The organism is Acinetobacter sp. 16 (assembly GCF_033439925.1).
In the GTDB taxonomy this organism is placed as follows: domain Bacteria; phylum Pseudomonadota; class Gammaproteobacteria; order Pseudomonadales; family Moraxellaceae; genus Acinetobacter; species Acinetobacter junii.
Genome location: NZ_CP137746.1, coordinates 560437 through 577558 on the forward strand (window position 1 = coordinate 560437; position 17122 = coordinate 577558).

Sequence of the window (17122 nt, forward strand, 5' to 3'; positions counted from 1 at the left end):
ATGGTTAAAAACGATGTCGCACGCTAAACCGAACAAAACTAAAGATAGAATTTTGCAAATCAGTTTGCAGTTGTTTAATGAGCGTGGAGAGCGTTCGGTTACAACCAATCATATTGCGGCTGAGCTGGGGATTAGCCCTGGCAACTTGTATTATCACTTTCGTAATAAACAAGAAATTATCAAAGAGTTGGCTCAGCAATATCAGGCTGAGACATTGGAAATGTTAGCCTTACCCGTTGATCGTCCACTCAATGCAAACGATAAAATTAGTTATTTTCAGGTGTTGAGCAACCAACTTTGGGCTTATCGCTTTATTCATCGTGATGTTTATCATCTTGTAGAAAATAACGAAGACTTTAGAAAAATCTACCCGCGATTTGCAGGGCAAGTGATGCAACAAGGTCAAAAGATTTATCGTGCCTTTGTGGATGCTGGTCTGATGAAGATGACCGATTCTGAAATTGAGGCATTGATTATTAACTTGTGGATCGTTCTTACCAACTGGACTAACTTCTTGTACATGTCTGGGCATATCAGTGATAACACACACTTAGAAGAAAAGTGGGTTTGGCAAGCATTGAGACAGATGGTGTTTTTAGAAGGACCATATTTAATGGGTGAAAGTCGTCAAACTTATGAACAGTTGCTCCGGTCACTTGGTCCATCCGATTTGTTTGCAAGTTTATCCAACCTTAAAAATGACGATGAGTCGTGATCAGGTATTTAGTCAGACGCAAAAAAGAGCTAGAATGCTCGGCTTGATTTTAATTTGATTTGAATAAGTGATATTAACCACATGAACACGACCACTGCCAATACAGCACGTTTACTGATTACTTGTGAAGACAAGCCGGGAATCGTGCAAGCTGTATCGAGCTTTTTGTATCATCAGGGAGCAAACATTACCGCACTTGATCAATACGCGACAGAAGCTCAGGGCGGACGTTATTTTATGCGTGTTGAATTTGAACTTGATCATTTGCAATCTCGTAAAGAAGCCTTGATGCAAACCTTCGCTGCTAACGTTGCTGAGCGTTATGAAATGCAGTGGAAACTGACTTTTGTAAATGAATTGAAGAAAGTTGGTATTTTGGTTTCAAAAGTTGATCATGCTTTATTAGAGCTTTTATGGCGTCATGCACGTGGATCATTGCCATGTGAAATTACTCAAGTCATTTCAAACCATCCTGATTTGCGTGATGCTGTTGAAAACTTTGGTATCCCATTTCACGTTGTGCCAGTGAATAAAGACAATAAAGTTGAAGCTTATGCACAGATCAATGACATGATGCAGGGCAACGATTTATTAATCTTAGCCCGTTATATGCAGATCTTAAGCGAAGATTTTGTTGCTCAATGGGAAATGAAGATTATCAATATTCATCATTCATTCTTACCTGCTTTCGTGGGCGCAAACCCATATAAACAAGCATATGAGAAAGGGGTGAAACTGATTGGAGCAACTGCGCATTATGTAACAGCTGATCTTGATCAGGGACCAATCATTGAGCAGGACGTTGAACGTGTAAGCCATGATTATAACGTGGAACAATTACGTGAGCTTGGTGAAGACGTTGAACGTAACGTGTTGGCACGTGCGGTCAAATGGCATTTAGAAGACCGTATTATTGTTGATGGTAATAAAACCGTTGTTTTTCAATAAATAAATTAAAAAAAAAGCATGCATAAACGCGTGCTTTTTTTATGTATTTATTGTAATGTTATAACATTATTTTTGTTGGTGACTTGTTGTGAACTAATCGGCAGATTCACAAAAAAATAGTTGCAAATGAAAACACTTCTCATTTATTATTACAGCACTTTTATTGTTCTATCCGATGATTGAAATCGCTTTTTCGAAAGTATCATCATCTATTAGGTACTTAGATTCTTATGAGTCAATCTCCTGCTACATTCAACGCACCTTATTCGATGAAAAAGAAAGTCATCGCTGCTCTTGTTGCAGTTGTGATTGGACACGCTGGCGTTTTGTGGGCGGTGAGTCACATGAAAACGATTGAACTGCGACCAATCGAAAAAGAGCCTTTAAAAGTCAAGTTTGTTAAAATTAAAGAAGTCACACAGCCTGAATTACCTAAACCGAAAGAACAACCAAAACCTGAACCTAAAAAAGAGGTGAAAGAAGTCAAGGTTGTTGATAAACCTTTACCGCCACCGCCTAAAAAAGTCGAAAAAGTTCAGCAAGTCAAAACTGAAACACCAAAACAAGTGATTCAGAAAACAGAACCGAAAGTCGAACCTAAGATTGAAACGAAAGTTGTCAGTACTGTCGTAACAGAAAAAGTGGTTGAAAAGCCTCAACCTGTTCAAGAAGTTGTGAAGCCACAACCTGCGGCTGACCCATCACCAAAACGTGTTTCAATTGGAGGTGCTGGTATTCAATGGAGTCGTTCGCCAAAAGTTTCATTTACCCCGAGAGATTTAGAAAATCAGACTCGTTTGATTACGGTGTATATTGAAGCTGATGAGAAAGGTCGAGTGACTACGGCACGAATTACCCGTAGCAGTGGTTTACCGAATTTAGATGAAAAAGCATTACGTGCAGTGCGAAATGCTAAATTTAAACCGTATATGGAAAATGGCGTTGCTTACCCGATTAAAACAGAGCAACCGTTTGAGTTTAATCCTTAATCAATTTGAGTCCTTGTGACAGATTAAATCAGGAGTTCGTATATGAACTTTTCAGTTTATTGGCAACATGCAGATGCAGTAAGTAAAACTCTGTATTTCATCCTTTTAGCAATGTCGATTGCAACGTGGACGATTTTTATTCTACGTTTAATGGGAACTCGCCAATTAAAACAACAGGCTTATGCTCAACTTGCTCAAGCTTTGACGTCGCTCAAATCTAAACTACAACCATTGACGTTTGAACAACGTAAAGCGGTTGCTGAGCAAGCATTGTTACGTCAAATTTCTGCTGAAAAGTCTCAAGCGGAAAAAGGCGTATCTATATTGGGTACTATTGCTTCGATCGCACCATTCGTTGGTTTGTTTGGTACAGTCTGGGGAATCTTCCATGCGCTTGTTGCTGTCGGTAAGAGCGGTCAAGCAGGTTTAGCTCAAGTAGCAACGCCAGTGGGTGAGGCATTGATTATGACGGGTCTTGGTCTTGCAGTTGCGATTCCTGCGGTACTTGCTTATAACATCTGTGTACGTTTCAATCGTGGTTTAGCACATGACTTACAAGATCAGGCACATAGTTTATTGATCGATACGATGTTGCAACAAGAAAGCACGACGAAAACCGAAGCTAAAGCGACTCAACAAAGTTTAGTTGGAGGTCAAGCTTAAAATGGGTTTCCAATTGGGTGAAGACCACGACAGTGGTATGAATGAGATGAATCTCATTCCTCTGATCGACATTATGTTGGTATTGATGATTATTTTCTTAGTCACAGCAACGGTTGCTAACCCATCAATTCCATTAAGCTTACCAAAAACCACGGCTGAAATTATTGATCCACCGCCGAAAGCCATCACCATTAGCATTAATCAAAATGGCGAAGTTGCTTGGGATGCTCAGATAATTAGTTTAGAAGAGCTAGAAAAGCGTTTCCAAGAAGCGGGGCAGGCTGAACAAAAACCTACGGTTCAACTGCGTGCAGATAAAGAGTCGAAATATGATACGGTTGCTCAGGTGATGTCGCGTGCTAGTGAAGCAGGTTTGAGTGATATTGCCTTTGTCAGTGAAAATTAAAATGATTTAGGATTTAAAAAAGCAACTCATCGAGTTGCTTTTTTTATGTCTATTCTGTTTTAAGAAGCTCAGTAAACTTACAGCGTAGTTTAGAGAGCTTTGGGGGAATGCTAAAATTGCAGTAACCTTGTGAAGGATTACGCGCATAAAAATTTTGATGATAATCTTCAGCTGGGTAGAACGTTGGCACGGGGCTTAGCTCTGTAACAATATTTAAACCCTCACTGATTAGGTTTTCAATCATTTGCTGTGCTTGTGCTTTTTGATCATCATTAAAATAATAGATGACAGAGCGATATTGCGTACCAATATCATTCCCTTGACGATTCAATGTTGTTGGATCATGTGTGGCAAAGAATACATTTAATAAATCACTATAACTGATTTGCTGTTCATCAAAGTCAATTTGCACGACTTCAGCATGTTGAGTATCACCTTGGCATACTTGTTCATAACTTGGGTTTGCAATATGACCACCGGCGTAGCCACTCACGACTTTTTCAACACCTTTAAGTTGTAGAAAAACAGCTTCTACACACCAAAAACAACCACCGCCAAATAAAGCTTGTTGCATGTAACTCCCCAATTTTTATTTTAAGAATGCTACTAAAGTAAACGAACCCATAAAAAAGTAAAGACCTAAGAGTTAGTTAAGTCTGTACTTTCTATGGGTTGAATTAGTTTTTATGGTGTATGTGCGCTGATGAGTTAAATTGAATCAGAACCTTTCCAGATTGATCGAGTAGTTGCAAAGTATTCGCCTTCAAACTGTAACGTTGTGTTTGCGATAAAGCATCTAAATATTGGCGTGAAACAGCAGCATTATCGCCTATACAAGCCATTTTGGTTGACATGACAGGTCCAAGTTTTAATTGATTATTTTCAGCTTTAAATGAACCGCGAATTCGGTTGCAACCATCAGATCCACTAAAGCTTTGAGTTGAACTTTCAAATTGAATATGTGGGCTACGAGGGTTATTACTTGAAACAAGTTGCGTGCCTTGAATTTGTGTTGCAACCCAAGTGCTATGATCAAGCGTTTGAGTTGAGTTTAATGATGTTGTCGTTGCGCATGCATTCACTATGGCTGTAGTTGCTAAACCTAGGCTGATGAGAAATGGTTTTAACATGATTTTATTTCCTTATTCATGTGAATATTTTATTTTAATTACGAATTGAAAAAATGAAGAATGGCTGTGGATTTCGTGTCGGTATGTAATCTAATCTGCTGTTGGAATACCTAAACGGATTATTTTTGAGAAATTTTCACTACTTTGATCCATTTGTTGATCAAATTGCTCAGCACGAGGATTAATATGTGTTAAACGATACCAATCTTTTAAGCTGTAATTTTGGTTGAGCACTTCGAGATCATATAAGTAATTAGGTAAGTATCCAGAGGCAAGCAATCGATAATCTTTAGGTAATTGTTGGGGATTAATTGCTTGAGCCATATCAAATACCAGCGTAGTACAGTTACTGGTTAAAGTATTGTACCATTTTGCTTCTGCTCGTAATTCATCTGCCTTATGTAAATACTCTATAAATAATGCCTTACGTTGATCTGCGGGCATTTTGATTGGAAATAAATACACTTGCTCATGACGAACGTTACTGCGTGTATACACAATATCTTTTTCATCTGATGCAACTAGGCTAAGTTCATATTTTCGGAAAAAACCTCCCACAGCAGAGAATTCTTCGCCTTTTTCTTTTCGGATTTCAATTGAGAAAACCAGAGGTTTTTGATCTGAAAAATCAAAACTTACTAGGGTATGTGCAATCTGTGGACCCATCCAGTAGGAAGTAATGACATTAACACCTGTGATTTTATTTAAATCTATTTTGCGATCTTCCCAGTGTATTTCATAGCTTCCATCTGTATGCCAGCTAAAGTTCCGAATATTATGCAAATGGACAAGATCACCTTGTTTTTCATAATAAAGCTGCTGTGCAACTTCAGGATCCCATTCGCGGTCTTGTTTCGCTTGAATGGAAAAATACCAGATCAATGAACAAGCAAATGCAAGGCAGTAAATAATGATATCTGTGCGACGGCTGAAAAGATGACCACTAACGTATACACCAATTAGACTTAAAGCAAAAATGGTCCAGACCACAATCACAATACGACTGAAGACTGAACCAAGAGGCTGTTGGATCCAAAGTGCAAGACATAACCACACGCTAGACAGGACCACAAATAAGGTGAAAAGACTATGGAGCAGACCTATTCCTAAAGCGAGAAAAAACTCACGTGATCCAATATTCTGCATAGTCCTGTGCGATCCATTATTTATTTTTGATAGGTCGCAAACTCAAACTTAACCAGCGATTTTTCATCTTGATGATGTTCTGAGTTTACTTTTTGGAAATCCTCAGAGATTTTCGGGTAATGTGCATCACCTTGTACATCTAAATCAACATGAGTCAATTCCAGACGATCAGCGATGTTGAGGGTTTGAGTGAAAATCTCTCCACCACCAATAATAAATAAAGACGCTTTTTCAGAATGTTGTACGTCTGTAAGTGCTTCATTTAAGGCATCTTCAATGCTATGAGCGACCTTTACACCTTCAAATTGCCATGATGGATCACGAGTAATCACCCAATTCACACGATTAGGTAGCGCGCGACCCATAGACTCTAAAGTTTTACGACCCATGATGACAACGCCACCTTGAGTAATCGCTTTGAAATGTTTTAGATCAGCAGAGATATGCCAAGGCAATGCATTGCCTTTGCCGATACAGTTATTCTTATCCATTGCGACAACGTGAACAACTTCGATATCTTGCCATGCCATTTTCTTGATCTCACTTATCGTTAAACTGCTACAGGTGCTTTAATTGCTGGATGTGATTCGTATCCTACGATTTCGATGTCTTCAAACTTAAAGTCGAAAATATCTTTGACATCAGGATTGAGCTTTAACTGACATAACGGTAACGGTTCACGAGTAAGTTGTAATTTGGCTTGCTCAAAGTGGTTTGCATATAAGTGTGTATCACCACCAGTCCAAACAAAGTCCCCAACATCTAAACCACAGACTTGTGCAATCATGTGGGTGAGTAGGGCATAGCTAGCAATATTAAATGGCACACCTAAAAATACATCTGCACTACGTTGATAAAGTTGGCAGGAGAGTTTGTTATCATGTACAAAAAATTGGAACAGGGTATGACAAGGTGGTAAAGCAACCTTACCTGCCTCATTTGGATTCCAGCCCGAAACGATTAAGCGACGTGAATTCGGATTGGTTTTGATTTCATTGACGAGCCATTTAATTTGGTCAAAACCATTTTGTTGGTAACTACCATCTTCATTTTGGCTAGCACCAAAGTTACGCCACTGATGCCCATATACAGGACCAAGCTCACCTTCAGGTCGACCGAAGCGAGCTGTTTGCTCAGCAGTTGCCCATTCATCCCAAATAGTGACTTTATTGTCTTTGAGATATTGAACGTTAGTATCACCTTTGAGGAACCAAAGAAGCTCAATTACAATTGAACGAAAGTGAACTTTCTTAGTGGTTAGTAATGGAAAACCTTTAGAAAGATCAAAACGCATTTGATGACCAAATACAGAACGTGTACCTGTACCTGTACGGTCACCCTTGTCACCGCCATTGTCTAGGATATGTTGTAAAAGGTCTAAATATGTACGCATAACGCTCTCTAAAATCGTTTGTGAACTTACATGTTAAACAGCTTAACCTGCTCAACATCTTTGATAGGGAATGATACTTGATTATTCCTGCTTATAATATTTCTATTCTTTAAAAATACAAAGAGCGCTCTATAAGCGCTCTTTGTTTCTAGTCATCTTTATTCAGTAACAAAGGTTACTTTGCCATCAGCAAGGGATTTAACACGTGCTAAGGATTCCACTCGATAACCTTTTTCAAGTAATACATCTCGACCTGGTTGGAATGATTTTTCAATCACGATACCCACGCCTACAACTTCAGCATTTGCTTGATGAATAAGATCGATTAAACCTAATGCAGCTTGACCATTCGCCAAGAAGTCATCAATAACCAACGCTTTATCAGTTGAATTAAGATGCTTGTTTGAAATAGCAATTGTACTTTCAGTCTGCTTAGTGAATGAGAACACTTTAGAACGATAAAGATCATCTTTTAAAGTCAATGACTGGTATTTACGAGCAAAAATCACAGGAACACCAAGCTCTAAACCTGCCATAATCGCAGGTGCAATCCCAGATGCTTCAATGGTAATAATCTTAGTAATGCCTGCATCTTTAAAACGCGCAGCAAACTCTTTACCAATCTGTTGCATTAACACAGGATCGATTTGGTGATTTAAGAAAGCGTCAACTTTCAATACTTGATCAGATAGAACGATACCTTCATTTAAGATTTTCTGTTCTAAAGCGTACACGGGAGAATCCTCTAAACGGATGCTTTTTCAAGCAAAGGCATATTTTAAAAAGCATCCAAAAAATTGCAAGCTAAAATTGACCAGATGGTTAATTGGTTTTACCCGAATAGCCAGTCAATAATAGTCCATAGGATGATTTACCATCATTATGTGTCACTTTTACAGGAAGATAATCTAATTTTGGAGCTAACCAAAATACGGTATTTCGTTCAGGTTTGCTGTGTTGTAATACGACTTTGATCGTATTAAATGTTCCATAACTGGTTTTAATACTTTCAGTACCTTGTTTAATAAAACGTCGCTCATCGACACCTTTCGCATCCGAAATATAATAACGTGGTTGTAAGGTATTGCCGTTTTTTAAATCTTCACGAACTTGTAACTCAGCATTTAACTCGTCCAAAACACCAGCTTGCCAAGCAAAAGAACGTTTCTTGTCATCTTTTTGGGTGTTAATCACTTTAGCACTTGGATTGAAGTTAATATTCATCGTGTTGTTGTGCACTAAAATTTTACTGGTGCGACTGAACTTTTGTGAAGTGATTTTGTTATCTGAGAAAGCAAACTGACTGGTTTCAGATGCAGAAGCAATACCACCCGCTTTAGCAACAAATTTATATGTCCAGTTGTTGCCTTGCTGAGATAATGTACGTGTTGCTGAACCTAAATTCTTGTTGTTATAACTAAATTGATAGCTCGCTTGGAATGGCGCCATTGCATAGGCATGGCTAAAGAAGCTTGCACAAGCAAGTGTTGCAGAAGTTACCGTTGCAATACTCAAAAACTTAGTAAATTTGTTTGTCATAGCATTTTGTGTCCTTTGGATGAGCATTTGATGGGATCATCCAGATATCATTACGATTTGTTGTTATTATGCCTGTAGATTATGAAGAAAAGATCAGGTTTTTTACTAAGCGCTTGTTAATTTTTCGTATTAATCATGAAGTTGGAGATTTCTGTGGCAGAGTATAAATAACATGCTGCCACAGGATGTTTGGAATTATCTTTTTGAGTCTTTTTGCTGGATTGGGGTAACTTCGCTAATATCTAAATCATCTTCCTCATCAAATTCATTGGATGGGGAGAGGATCGCTGTAAGATTCACATTTCCCCAAACAATTAATTCTGCTGGTCGGACACGTGCACGATTTACATGCACCTTACTCAGGGTCTCAATAATACTTGGCTTTTTACTAAACCAGCGATTTAAATCTAGATAAAGTAAATCATCTTTTACGGTTACGACTTCAAAGTGTTCTAAAATTTTCCCTAAAGGATCTTCCTCACGAAACTTTTGGTAATACCAAATCGCAAGATGAAAGCCCCATTTTTGGAAAATGTTTTTGAAACTCGCTTCAATCACTTGAGTGTTACTGATTTGCTCAAAAACCATAAGTTGAACATCTTTATTCATTTCCATCTGCAACAGCTTTAAATCAACAGAAAGGGTAGTATGCAGACCTTTGACGTCTATTGTCGAGTACAGTCTTAACCAACCATCATATAAATCAGCATGCAGGTCTTTAATGATTTTAACTTTTTCGGTGACATAACGCTCCATCGTCGCGTTCACAAATACTTGTGAAAGCGAAACCTCTCTTTCTTCTTCGATGAATTCTTCGGCTTTTTGGTAAACTTTACGTAGACGTTTAACAACAGATGAAATTAGCGTTTGCATAAAAGTTGTTCCAGAAAGTGAATTGTTTTAGATAGCAATGCCACGATCTTTGTAATAACTAAAAAATAAAAATAAATTTCTGACTTGCAGTGTAGCAAAATTAATTGCTACATTTTCATAAAATGATGGTATGGATACACTGTAACTATAAGTGGATCATATTTTTGTAAAATTTTGAATACTGGTTCGGCTTTTTATACGGCTTTGCCGTTGGGGATGAGGCAATTTTTGCCGCTAAGATGCCATGTGGAATAAAATAAATTTTCGTTCGGAGTTGTCATCTCATTGGTGGCAAGACTCAATTTTTGTAGGGGCTGTGATTTTAGCATTGCTTCTGCATTTGGCTGTGCTTGCGGTACAGTTTGCTATGCCAACTCCATCCGATACCTCCACAAAGGAAATCGCAGTTTCTATTCGCCCTAGTACCGATAAAGTAGAAAATGCTGATTTTCTCGCTCAAGCCGATCAAAAGGGTTCTGGTGAGTTTCGAGAAGCACATCGCATGTCGAGTGATATGCCTTCACCTATGCAAGCTGATGCGACTACAGGTGAAACTGAGTTTGAAAGCTTAGAAAAAATTCAGCAAAAGCGAGAGTTAAAATTTGAAGAAAAAGTTTTAATGACCGTATTGAGCTGGCAGAAACAGGCAGAACAAAGCGAGCGTAAAAAAGCCTTAGAGGATTTACAAAGTCAGTTCCAAGCAAAAGCTGCGATGGTTGCTAGTCTTGAAGCTCAGTATTTACAGCGACAACAAAATTTTAGCCGTAAACAACGGATTAAAACGGTAGATGGTATTCAAGCTAAACAGGATGCTTCTGCTGCGTATTTAGATAAATTCCGCCAAAAAGTTGAGCTCTACGGAAATCGCTATTATCCAGATGCTGCTAAACAACAGCGGTTATCGGGCGAAGTTAGATTAATGGTTATTCTGAACTCACAGGGTGGGATACGTGCAATTCGTTTAATTGAGAGTTCGGGGCATTCTGTTTTAGATGAAGCAGCTAAGGCTTCAGTGCGCCGTGGTGCTCCTTTTGGTGCATTTGATTCAACGATGAAGAAGGATATTTCTGAATTACGTATCATTCGGACTTGGCGTTTTGATCCCGTGGATGCTGAGTTTGAAGTGCATTGATTTTAAAAAATAAATCATTTATCAAAAGCTATTTAATACAATTAGATAGCTTTTTTTTGTTGTTATTCATTTTTCTTTTTTTACAACACGCTATTACATTTTATAAATAAAACTTGAACTGATAATAAAAATAATTATCATTTGCATTGTATTTTAATTGTTTTGTATGCGTTCCTTTGCTGAAAAGTAAATGCTCTGGGGGAGATCGGCGCATGCATTTTAAATCTCATATCTTTGCATAAGGAAATTTCCCATGCATCAATCTCAGACTTTTCAATCTTTTAAAGCCCATCCTCTTATGTTGGCGATGGCGATATTACTTCCTTCATTTGCTTCTGCAGAAACCAGCACCTCTTCATCGACAGTTGCACTACCTACGATTAGCCTCAAAGCACAAGATGATCAATCCTCAGTTACAGAGGGAACTCAAAGTTATACGGCGAAGAGTGCAAATACAGCGACTAAGTTGAGTCTATCGCTTCGTGAAACGCCACAATCCGTTAAGGTTTTAACTCGTGAGTATTTGGATGATGCCAATATCAGTTCTTTTCAGGATCTATTAAATAACGTCACAGGTTTATCAGTTAACCAATGGGATGAGCGTCAATATCCCACAGCGCGAGGCTTTGATGTCGACTATTATTTATTTGATGGTGTTCCAAGTAATGTAGGCATGGAAGCAAATGATCCTGATTTAACAATGTATGATCGCGTAGAGTTGGTCAAAGGGGCAAACGGTTTAATGACTGGTGCTGGTAACCCAGCAATAGCTATCAATATGATTCGAAAGCATGCTAATGCGAAAGAACTCACTGGGCAGGTAAGTACTTCTTTGGGTTCATGGAATACATGGACGAGCTCGGCAGATATTTCTACAGCATTGAATACGGATGGAACAGTTCGTGGCCGTGTCGTGGTAAAGCACGAAGACTCTGACTCTTTTATGAAAGGGTATGAGAAAAATAATAATGTTGTATATGGGGTGGTTGATGCTGATATCAGTGACAAAACCTATGTCTCTGTTGGGGCTGGTTATCAAAACTTAGAGCGTGATGGAGTACGGTGGGGCGGATTACCAGCATTTGATAGTAATGGTCAACGCGTCGATTTTGATCGATCCAAAAGAGTAACTTCTGATTGGACTTATTGGAATACGGACACCACCACAGCCTTTGCAACCTTGAAACAAAATCTATTCAATGATGTGAATTTGCATGTGAATTATGCATATCGTGAAGTAAAACAAGATACTGCATTGCTCTATTTGTGGGGGAGTTTCGATAAAACTACAAATACCAGTAAAGGTACATTAATGACTTGGTCTGATGCCACTAAGACGAAAGAAAATAATATTGATACTTATCTTTCTGCTCCCTTTTCTATTGGTGGTTTAGAGCAAGAAATTGTGGCAGGTTTTATCTATAACCAAGCACAAAAAGACACATGGTATTCAGGTAATCCTCAAATTGCATCAGATGTGGTACTTGATTTTGATCACCCGAATGTACCGCTATTAGCATCAATTCAAAATAACAATATCTATCAAGTGCCTAATAAAACGACTCAAACAGGCGCTTATTTGGCAGGTAAATTTAGCTTAGCTGAGCCTTTGAAATTAATTACAGGCATACGGTTATCAAACTGGAAATATGAGAGTGATGATGGTGTAGGAAATAGAAAATTCAAAAATGAAGTAACTCCATATGCAGGTTTAGTTTTTGATTTTCTTGATCAGTATTCTTGGTATGCGAGTTATACCAGTATTTTTAAACCAGAAGATAAACGAGATATAAATAAGCAGTACCTTGATCCACGAGAAGGTAAAAGTTATGAGACAGGTTTAAAAGGGGAGTTCTTAAATGGAAAGCTGAATGCTGCTTTATCGGTATTCCAAACCAAACAAGATAATGTTGCAGAAGAAACAGGAACTTTTATACTGAGTCCAGATGGAACCCCAACAACAGAAAAAGCGTACCGTAGTGCTGATGGTGTCGAAAGCAAAGGTGTTGAATTTGAGTTAGATGGAGAAATTGCCAATAACTGGAATTTAAGTTTTGGTGTTGCTCATTTCAATGCCAAAGATGCTCAGGGTAATGAAGTGCAAACAATGTCTTCAAGAACTAACGCCAATTTATTCACCAAATATAAGTTAGATAAATGGAGTGTTGGCGGCGGTGTAAATTACAAGAGTAAGTTTTATACAGGAGATGGTGACAAACGCATCACCCAGAATGCCTATGCTTTAGCAAATTTAATGCTTGGCTATGATATAGATTCAAATATTAAAGCTCAGATCAATTTGAATAATATTTTTGACAAAAAATACTATACAGGCATTGGCGATAATTTGATGGTGTATGGCGCACCTCGTAATGTGACCTTTACATTACGATATCAATTTTAAGAATTGAAAAAACGGCTGAAATTGTATTCAGCCGCTTTAAAATTGTGGATAAGTTCTCGCTTATTCACAATCTATTTGTACTTGAGTAAGTCCGTTCGATTTTGCAGATTTCGATATTAAAATGCTGGTACCATTTTTCTTTACCTAAGTGTTGGGCAACTAAATGTTCAGCATCTTGTTGCCAGCGTTGAATATCTTCGAGGCTGTTCCAGTAAGACAACGCTATTTCAAAATCATTTTCACAACATGCTTCAAACTTAACACAATGATATTGGCCGATTGCTTTATCTCTAAGCTTTTGTGCCATTTCTGTGTAAGTAGAATCCAATTGTCTAATGGTGGCTTTAAAAATAACGATATACATAGGACTCAGGCTTAATTTTCATCAGCTTGGTAAGGATTACTGATCCCAAGTTTTTTCAGAATCTCAATTTCCAAAGCTTCCATTTCTTCAGCTTCGGCTTCACTGGTTTCATGGTCGTAGCCGAGTAAATGTAAAATCCCATGCACGAGTAAGTGAGTGAAATGATCACTTGGTGTTTTTTGTTGCTCTGCTGCTTCTTGTAACACAACAGGAATACAGATGACCAAGTCACCTAAAGGCTCTGCTTCGAGTAAGCTGAGCATTTCTTCTGGAATATCGCTTGGAAAAGATAAGACATTGGTTGGTTTGTGTTTCTCTCGGTATTGCAAATTCAGTTCATGACTTTCTGTAAGATCAACGCAAGCAATGCCAATCTCACAATCTGCGTCAAAACCAACATGACGTAATGCAGTTTCAATTTGTTTTTTGATTTGACCACGCTTCAATGGTAAATCATTGGCTTGAAAGTCTTGTTGAAGACTTAAATTGATTTTCAAAATAGATCCTTAAATATAAATTGCATCTACAAACTTAGAGTGAAACTCAATGGGATAGAAAGAAGACTAGAGGAATGCTTTGCTGCATATTGATCAAATTTATTGAATGATTTGTCTTTTCATGTGCCATCTTTCAAAATTTGATGATCAATAAGTTTGCTGACAAAACACAAAACTATCCTCATTTAGATCACTGTAGGCTACTCACACTCATATACTTAACTCGGTAATGACCTTGGAGCCTACAGATTTCAAGTGCCTTTTTTCAATGTCACACTAAAAGCATATTCATTAATGTTGAGCGTCAGCTTTCTCATCATTTTCTGTTACCAGTGCTTCTTGTCTTGCTTTACGTTCAGCACGGGCTTCTGCTGACAAACGTTGTTGTTCGCTATCCCAGCCTTCATAAGCTTCGACAATTTTTTGTACCAGTTGGTGACGTACTACATCTCGAGAGTGGAAGCGCGTGATATGAATTTCATGGACGTTTTCAAGAACACGTAAGGCATGAGCCAAACCTGATTGCTGACCACGAGGTAAATCCACTTGCGTTACGTCACCCGTTATTACCGCTCTTGAACCAAATCCTAAGCGTGTAAGGAACATTTTCATCTGTTCAGGAGTTGTATTCTGAGCTTCGTCCAAAATGACAAAAGAATGATTCAGTGTGCGTCCGCGCATATAGGCGAGAGGTGCTACTTCAATCACTTGGCGTTCAATGAGTTTAGCGACTTTTTCAAAGCCCAGCATTTCATATAGGGCATCGTAAAGTGGTCGAAGGTAAGGATCAATTTTTTGAGTTAAGTCACCTGGTAAAAAACCAAGTTTCTCACCTGCTTCAACTGCTGGACGTACCAGTAAGATACGTTGAATTTCATTACGTTCGAGCATATCTACTGCTGCAGCGACTGCAAGATAGGTTTTACCTGTACCCGCAGGCCCGATACCAAAGGAGATATCGCTTTGTAAGATACGTTGTACATAGCGTTTTTGATTTGCGCCACGTGGATTGATGCGGCCTTTACGCGTTTGTAGCCAAACGTTATCAAGCCCAGTATGTTCTTGATCAGAGTCATCCAAAAATTCACGATCAGTTTGAGATCCTTGAATCATTAAATGAAGTACATCCGCACTGATTTGAGAAGAAATTTCAGATTCTTGAAAGAGCCGTTGCAAAAGTGCTTCGGCTCGTTCGACCGCTTCGATATCACCGTCTAAATAAAAGGCATCGCCTCGGTGAGTTATTTTGACATCTAAACGTTGTTCGATTTGTTTTAAATGCCCGTTATACGCACCGAGCATGCTTTTTAAACGTTCCATGGAAATTTCAGGGAACGTTACTGTACGTCGAATCGCTGCAGTCAAGAGAAACCCTTTATGTTGTCTTGTAAGAATACCCTTACATTACGCCACGTCAGGTTCAAGATTCAAGAGTTCACCATAAACTAAATTTAAAGTTTTGATTTCAGTAATCTCAATTTCAGCAAAACGTCCAACCCAAGCTGCATCACCGATAAAAGTAACAAGACGAGTGTTGTCCGCTGTACCGATCAGAAGATTTGGATCTTTATCAGAAACTTTTTCAATCAGTACGCGTTCAATTTTACCCAGCATCGCATCAGTTTTATCGATACTAGATTGTTTAATCACTTGTTGAACTTGTGCTAAACGATCTTTTTTCACTTGCTCTGGAGTGTCATCAGGAAGTTCAGATGCAGGTGTACCAGGACGTTTTGAATAAACGAAACTATAAGAGTGGTCAAAATCTAAATCTTTAATAAACTGCAAAGTCTCAGCGAAGTGCTCATCCGTTTCGCCAGGGAAGCCAATAATGAAGTCACTTGATAAATGCATATCAGGGCGAACTTTGCGTAGTTTTGCAATTTTATCGATGTAGACATCAATCGTGTGATTGCGCTTCATGGCTTGCAATACATCGTTTGAACCACTTTGTACAGGTAAATGCAAATGCGAAACCATCTGAGGCAAATCACGATAACATTGAATCAACTCATCAGAAAATTCTAATGGGTGAGAGGTGGTATAACGTAAACGACCAATCCCTGGAATTTCAGCAACTAAGCGCAGTAATTCAGGGAATGTGCAAATGCCACCTTCAAAGGTTTCACCACGATAACCATTTACATTTTGACCAAGCAGACTAATTTCACGAACACCTTTCTCTGCCAATCCAGCAATTTCTGCTAACACATCATCGAGAGGGCGCGAAACTTCTTCACCGCGTGTGTAAGGGACTACGCAGAATGAGCAATATTTCGAACAGCCTTCCATGATCGAGACAAATGCTTTAAAACCTTCAACACGTGGTTCAGGTAAGAAATCAAATTTCTCAATATCTGGAAAAGAAATATCAACTAATTTGATTTTTTCTTTCTTTGGCTTTTCCACTTGGGCTTGATGCTGATCTAGCATTTGTGGCAAGCGGTGTAGGGTTTGTGGACCGAATACCATGTCGACATAAGGTGCGCGCTTTTGAATGTTGTCACCTTCTTGAGAAGCAACACAGCCACCGACACCAATCACTAGGTCAGGATTTTGTTCTTTCAGTTTGCGCCAGCGACCAAGTTCACTAAAGACTTTCTCTTGCGCCTTTTCACGAATTGAACAAGTGTTCATTAACAAGATATCAGCTTCGTTTGGATTTGTGGTCAGAACGTAGCCGTGTGAGTCGCCAAGCAAATCTGCCATACGATGACTGTCATACTCATTCATCTGACACCCTTGAGTTTCAATATATAACTTCTTCATTGAAACATCAGTGGTGTGCGTTGGCTGGGTAACAGTGTTTTCTGAGGCAGCTTTTGTAGCACTAGGAGTGAATGTTTGAACCGTCATGCAGGCTCCTAAACGAGGTGGATTTAAACAAACCGCGGATTATAGCAGCATTTTTGAATGTTCGCTG

At 38.7% G+C, this 17122-nt stretch carries 19 protein-coding genes; 7 read left to right on the forward strand and 12 right to left on the reverse strand.

Annotation, left to right across the window (positions count from 1 at the left end; translation table 11 throughout):
- The first annotated feature begins 13 nt into the window (after positions 1 to 13).
- The 5 genes from R2H34_RS02645 (at position 14) to R2H34_RS02665 (ending at position 3721) form a co-directional block, all read left to right on the forward strand.
- Positions 14 to 715: a TetR/AcrR family transcriptional regulator gene (locus R2H34_RS02645; protein ID WP_004916498.1), complete on the forward strand. Its 702-nt coding sequence runs from the start codon at positions 14 to 16 to the stop codon at positions 713 to 715.
- A gap of 81 nt (positions 716 to 796) precedes the next feature.
- A complete protein-coding gene (purU, locus tag R2H34_RS02650; RefSeq protein ID WP_004916496.1) occupies positions 797 to 1663 on the forward strand; it encodes a formyltetrahydrofolate deformylase in 867 nt (288 codons plus the stop codon).
- Positions 1664 to 1893: 230 nt separating this feature from the next.
- On the forward strand, positions 1894 to 2652 hold the full coding sequence (locus R2H34_RS02655) for an energy transducer TonB (protein ID WP_004916494.1): 759 nt from the start codon (positions 1894 to 1896) through the stop codon (positions 2650 to 2652).
- A gap of 42 nt (positions 2653 to 2694) precedes the next feature.
- On the forward strand, positions 2695 to 3315 hold the full coding sequence (locus tag R2H34_RS02660) for a MotA/TolQ/ExbB proton channel family protein (protein WP_004916492.1): 621 nt from the start codon (positions 2695 to 2697) through the stop codon (positions 3313 to 3315).
- 1 nt (position 3316) lies between these two features.
- The gene (locus tag R2H34_RS02665; protein WP_004916491.1) at positions 3317 to 3721 is read left to right on the forward strand and encodes an ExbD/TolR family protein; all 405 of its coding nucleotides are present in this window, start codon (positions 3317 to 3319) and stop codon (positions 3719 to 3721) included.
- Between the two features lie 49 nt (positions 3722 to 3770).
- Here R2H34_RS02665 and msrA read toward each other — a convergent pair whose 3' ends face one another.
- The 8 genes from msrA to R2H34_RS02705 all read right to left on the reverse strand — a co-directional run bounded on the left by msrA (position 3771) and on the right by R2H34_RS02705 (position 9802).
- Positions 3771 to 4295, reverse strand: coding sequence for a peptide-methionine (S)-S-oxide reductase MsrA (gene msrA, locus R2H34_RS02670; RefSeq protein ID WP_004916488.1), 525 nt, complete (start codon positions 4293 to 4295; stop codon positions 3771 to 3773).
- A 103-nt stretch (positions 4296 to 4398) separates the two neighbouring features.
- On the reverse strand, positions 4399 to 4851 hold the full coding sequence (locus R2H34_RS02675) for an META domain-containing protein (protein WP_042890914.1): 453 nt from the start codon (positions 4849 to 4851) through the stop codon (positions 4399 to 4401).
- Positions 4852 to 4941: 90 nt separating this feature from the next.
- Positions 4942 to 5997, reverse strand: a complete 1056-nt coding sequence (locus tag R2H34_RS02680; RefSeq protein ID WP_042890915.1) for a DUF4105 domain-containing protein — start codon at positions 5995 to 5997, stop codon at positions 4942 to 4944.
- A 20-nt stretch (positions 5998 to 6017) separates the two neighbouring features.
- Entirely contained in the window at positions 6018 to 6527 is a 510-nt protein-coding gene (locus R2H34_RS02685; protein WP_004916485.1) for a dihydrofolate reductase, read from the reverse strand.
- Positions 6528 to 6547: 20 nt separating this feature from the next.
- Positions 6548 to 7390, reverse strand: a complete 843-nt coding sequence (gene thyA, locus R2H34_RS02690) for a thymidylate synthase (protein WP_004916477.1) — start codon at positions 7388 to 7390, stop codon at positions 6548 to 6550.
- A gap of 158 nt (positions 7391 to 7548) precedes the next feature.
- Positions 7549 to 8124 (reverse strand): xanthine phosphoribosyltransferase, encoded by a 576-nt coding sequence (locus tag R2H34_RS02695; protein ID WP_004916475.1) that lies wholly within the window; start codon positions 8122 to 8124, stop codon positions 7549 to 7551.
- 88 nt (positions 8125 to 8212) lie between these two features.
- Positions 8213 to 8929, reverse strand: coding sequence for a DUF3108 domain-containing protein (locus R2H34_RS02700; RefSeq protein ID WP_004916473.1), 717 nt, complete (start codon positions 8927 to 8929; stop codon positions 8213 to 8215).
- A 195-nt stretch (positions 8930 to 9124) separates the two neighbouring features.
- Complete coding sequence (locus R2H34_RS02705; RefSeq protein WP_004916467.1) at positions 9125 to 9802, reverse strand: hypothetical protein; 678 nt, start codon at positions 9800 to 9802, stop codon at positions 9125 to 9127.
- A gap of 244 nt (positions 9803 to 10046) precedes the next feature.
- Between R2H34_RS02705 and R2H34_RS02710 the strand changes: the two genes are divergently transcribed.
- Together R2H34_RS02710 and R2H34_RS02715 are read left to right on the forward strand one after the other, a co-directional pair.
- Positions 10047 to 10934 (forward strand): energy transducer TonB, encoded by an 888-nt coding sequence (locus R2H34_RS02710; protein ID WP_004916466.1) that lies wholly within the window; start codon positions 10047 to 10049, stop codon positions 10932 to 10934.
- A gap of 253 nt (positions 10935 to 11187) precedes the next feature.
- Entirely contained in the window at positions 11188 to 13338 is a 2151-nt protein-coding gene (locus R2H34_RS02715) for a TonB-dependent siderophore receptor (RefSeq protein ID WP_004916465.1), read from the forward strand.
- A gap of 64 nt (positions 13339 to 13402) precedes the next feature.
- Here R2H34_RS02715 and R2H34_RS02720 read toward each other — a convergent pair whose 3' ends face one another.
- The 4 genes from R2H34_RS02720 to miaB form a co-directional block, all read right to left on the reverse strand.
- The gene (locus R2H34_RS02720; protein WP_004916464.1) at positions 13403 to 13702 is read right to left on the reverse strand and encodes an antibiotic biosynthesis monooxygenase family protein; all 300 of its coding nucleotides are present in this window, start codon (positions 13700 to 13702) and stop codon (positions 13403 to 13405) included.
- An 11-nt stretch (positions 13703 to 13713) separates the two neighbouring features.
- Complete coding sequence (gene ybeY / locus R2H34_RS02725) at positions 13714 to 14199, reverse strand: rRNA maturation RNase YbeY (protein ID WP_004916463.1); 486 nt, start codon at positions 14197 to 14199, stop codon at positions 13714 to 13716.
- A 291-nt stretch (positions 14200 to 14490) separates the two neighbouring features.
- A complete protein-coding gene (locus R2H34_RS02730; RefSeq protein WP_318342407.1) occupies positions 14491 to 15564 on the reverse strand; it encodes a PhoH family protein in 1074 nt (357 codons plus the stop codon).
- A 39-nt stretch (positions 15565 to 15603) separates the two neighbouring features.
- Positions 15604 to 17055 (reverse strand): tRNA (N6-isopentenyl adenosine(37)-C2)-methylthiotransferase MiaB, encoded by a 1452-nt coding sequence (gene miaB / locus R2H34_RS02735; protein WP_004958909.1) that lies wholly within the window; start codon positions 17053 to 17055, stop codon positions 15604 to 15606.
- Positions 17056 to 17122: the final 67 nt, after the last annotated feature.

Bases quoted from the DNA above. Each gene is read 5' to 3' on its own strand.
- R2H34_RS02680 (WP_042890915.1), bottom strand. From the start codon at position 5,997: ATGCAGAATATTGGATCACGTGAGTTTTTTCTCGCTTTAGGAATAGGT.
- R2H34_RS02665 (WP_004916491.1), top strand. From the start codon at position 3,317: ATGGGTTTCCAATTGGGTGAAGACCACGACAGTGGTATGAATGAGATG.
- thyA (WP_004916477.1), bottom strand. From the start codon at position 7,390: ATGCGTACATATTTAGACCTTTTACAACATATCCTAGACAATGGCGGT.
- R2H34_RS02705 (WP_004916467.1), bottom strand. From the start codon at position 9,802: ATGCAAACGCTAATTTCATCTGTTGTTAAACGTCTACGTAAAGTTTAC.
- msrA (WP_004916488.1), bottom strand. From the start codon at position 4,295: ATGCAACAAGCTTTATTTGGCGGTGGTTGTTTTTGGTGTGTAGAAGCT.
- purU (WP_004916496.1), top strand. From the start codon at position 797: ATGAACACGACCACTGCCAATACAGCACGTTTACTGATTACTTGTGAA.
- R2H34_RS02655 (WP_004916494.1), top strand. From the start codon at position 1,894: ATGAGTCAATCTCCTGCTACATTCAACGCACCTTATTCGATGAAAAAG.
- R2H34_RS02675 (WP_042890914.1), bottom strand. From the start codon at position 4,851: ATGTTAAAACCATTTCTCATCAGCCTAGGTTTAGCAACTACAGCCATA.
- R2H34_RS02710 (WP_004916466.1), top strand. From the start codon at position 10,047: ATGTGGAATAAAATAAATTTTCGTTCGGAGTTGTCATCTCATTGGTGG.
- R2H34_RS02660 (WP_004916492.1), top strand. From the start codon at position 2,695: ATGAACTTTTCAGTTTATTGGCAACATGCAGATGCAGTAAGTAAAACT.
- R2H34_RS02700 (WP_004916473.1), bottom strand. From the start codon at position 8,929: ATGACAAACAAATTTACTAAGTTTTTGAGTATTGCAACGGTAACTTCT.
- R2H34_RS02645 (WP_004916498.1), top strand. From the start codon at position 14: ATGTCGCACGCTAAACCGAACAAAACTAAAGATAGAATTTTGCAAATC.
- R2H34_RS02720 (WP_004916464.1), bottom strand. From the start codon at position 13,702: ATGTATATCGTTATTTTTAAAGCCACCATTAGACAATTGGATTCTACT.
- R2H34_RS02715 (WP_004916465.1), top strand. From the start codon at position 11,188: ATGCATCAATCTCAGACTTTTCAATCTTTTAAAGCCCATCCTCTTATG.
- R2H34_RS02685 (WP_004916485.1), bottom strand. From the start codon at position 6,527: ATGGCATGGCAAGATATCGAAGTTGTTCACGTTGTCGCAATGGATAAG.
- miaB (WP_004958909.1), bottom strand. From the start codon at position 17,055: ATGACGGTTCAAACATTCACTCCTAGTGCTACAAAAGCTGCCTCAGAA.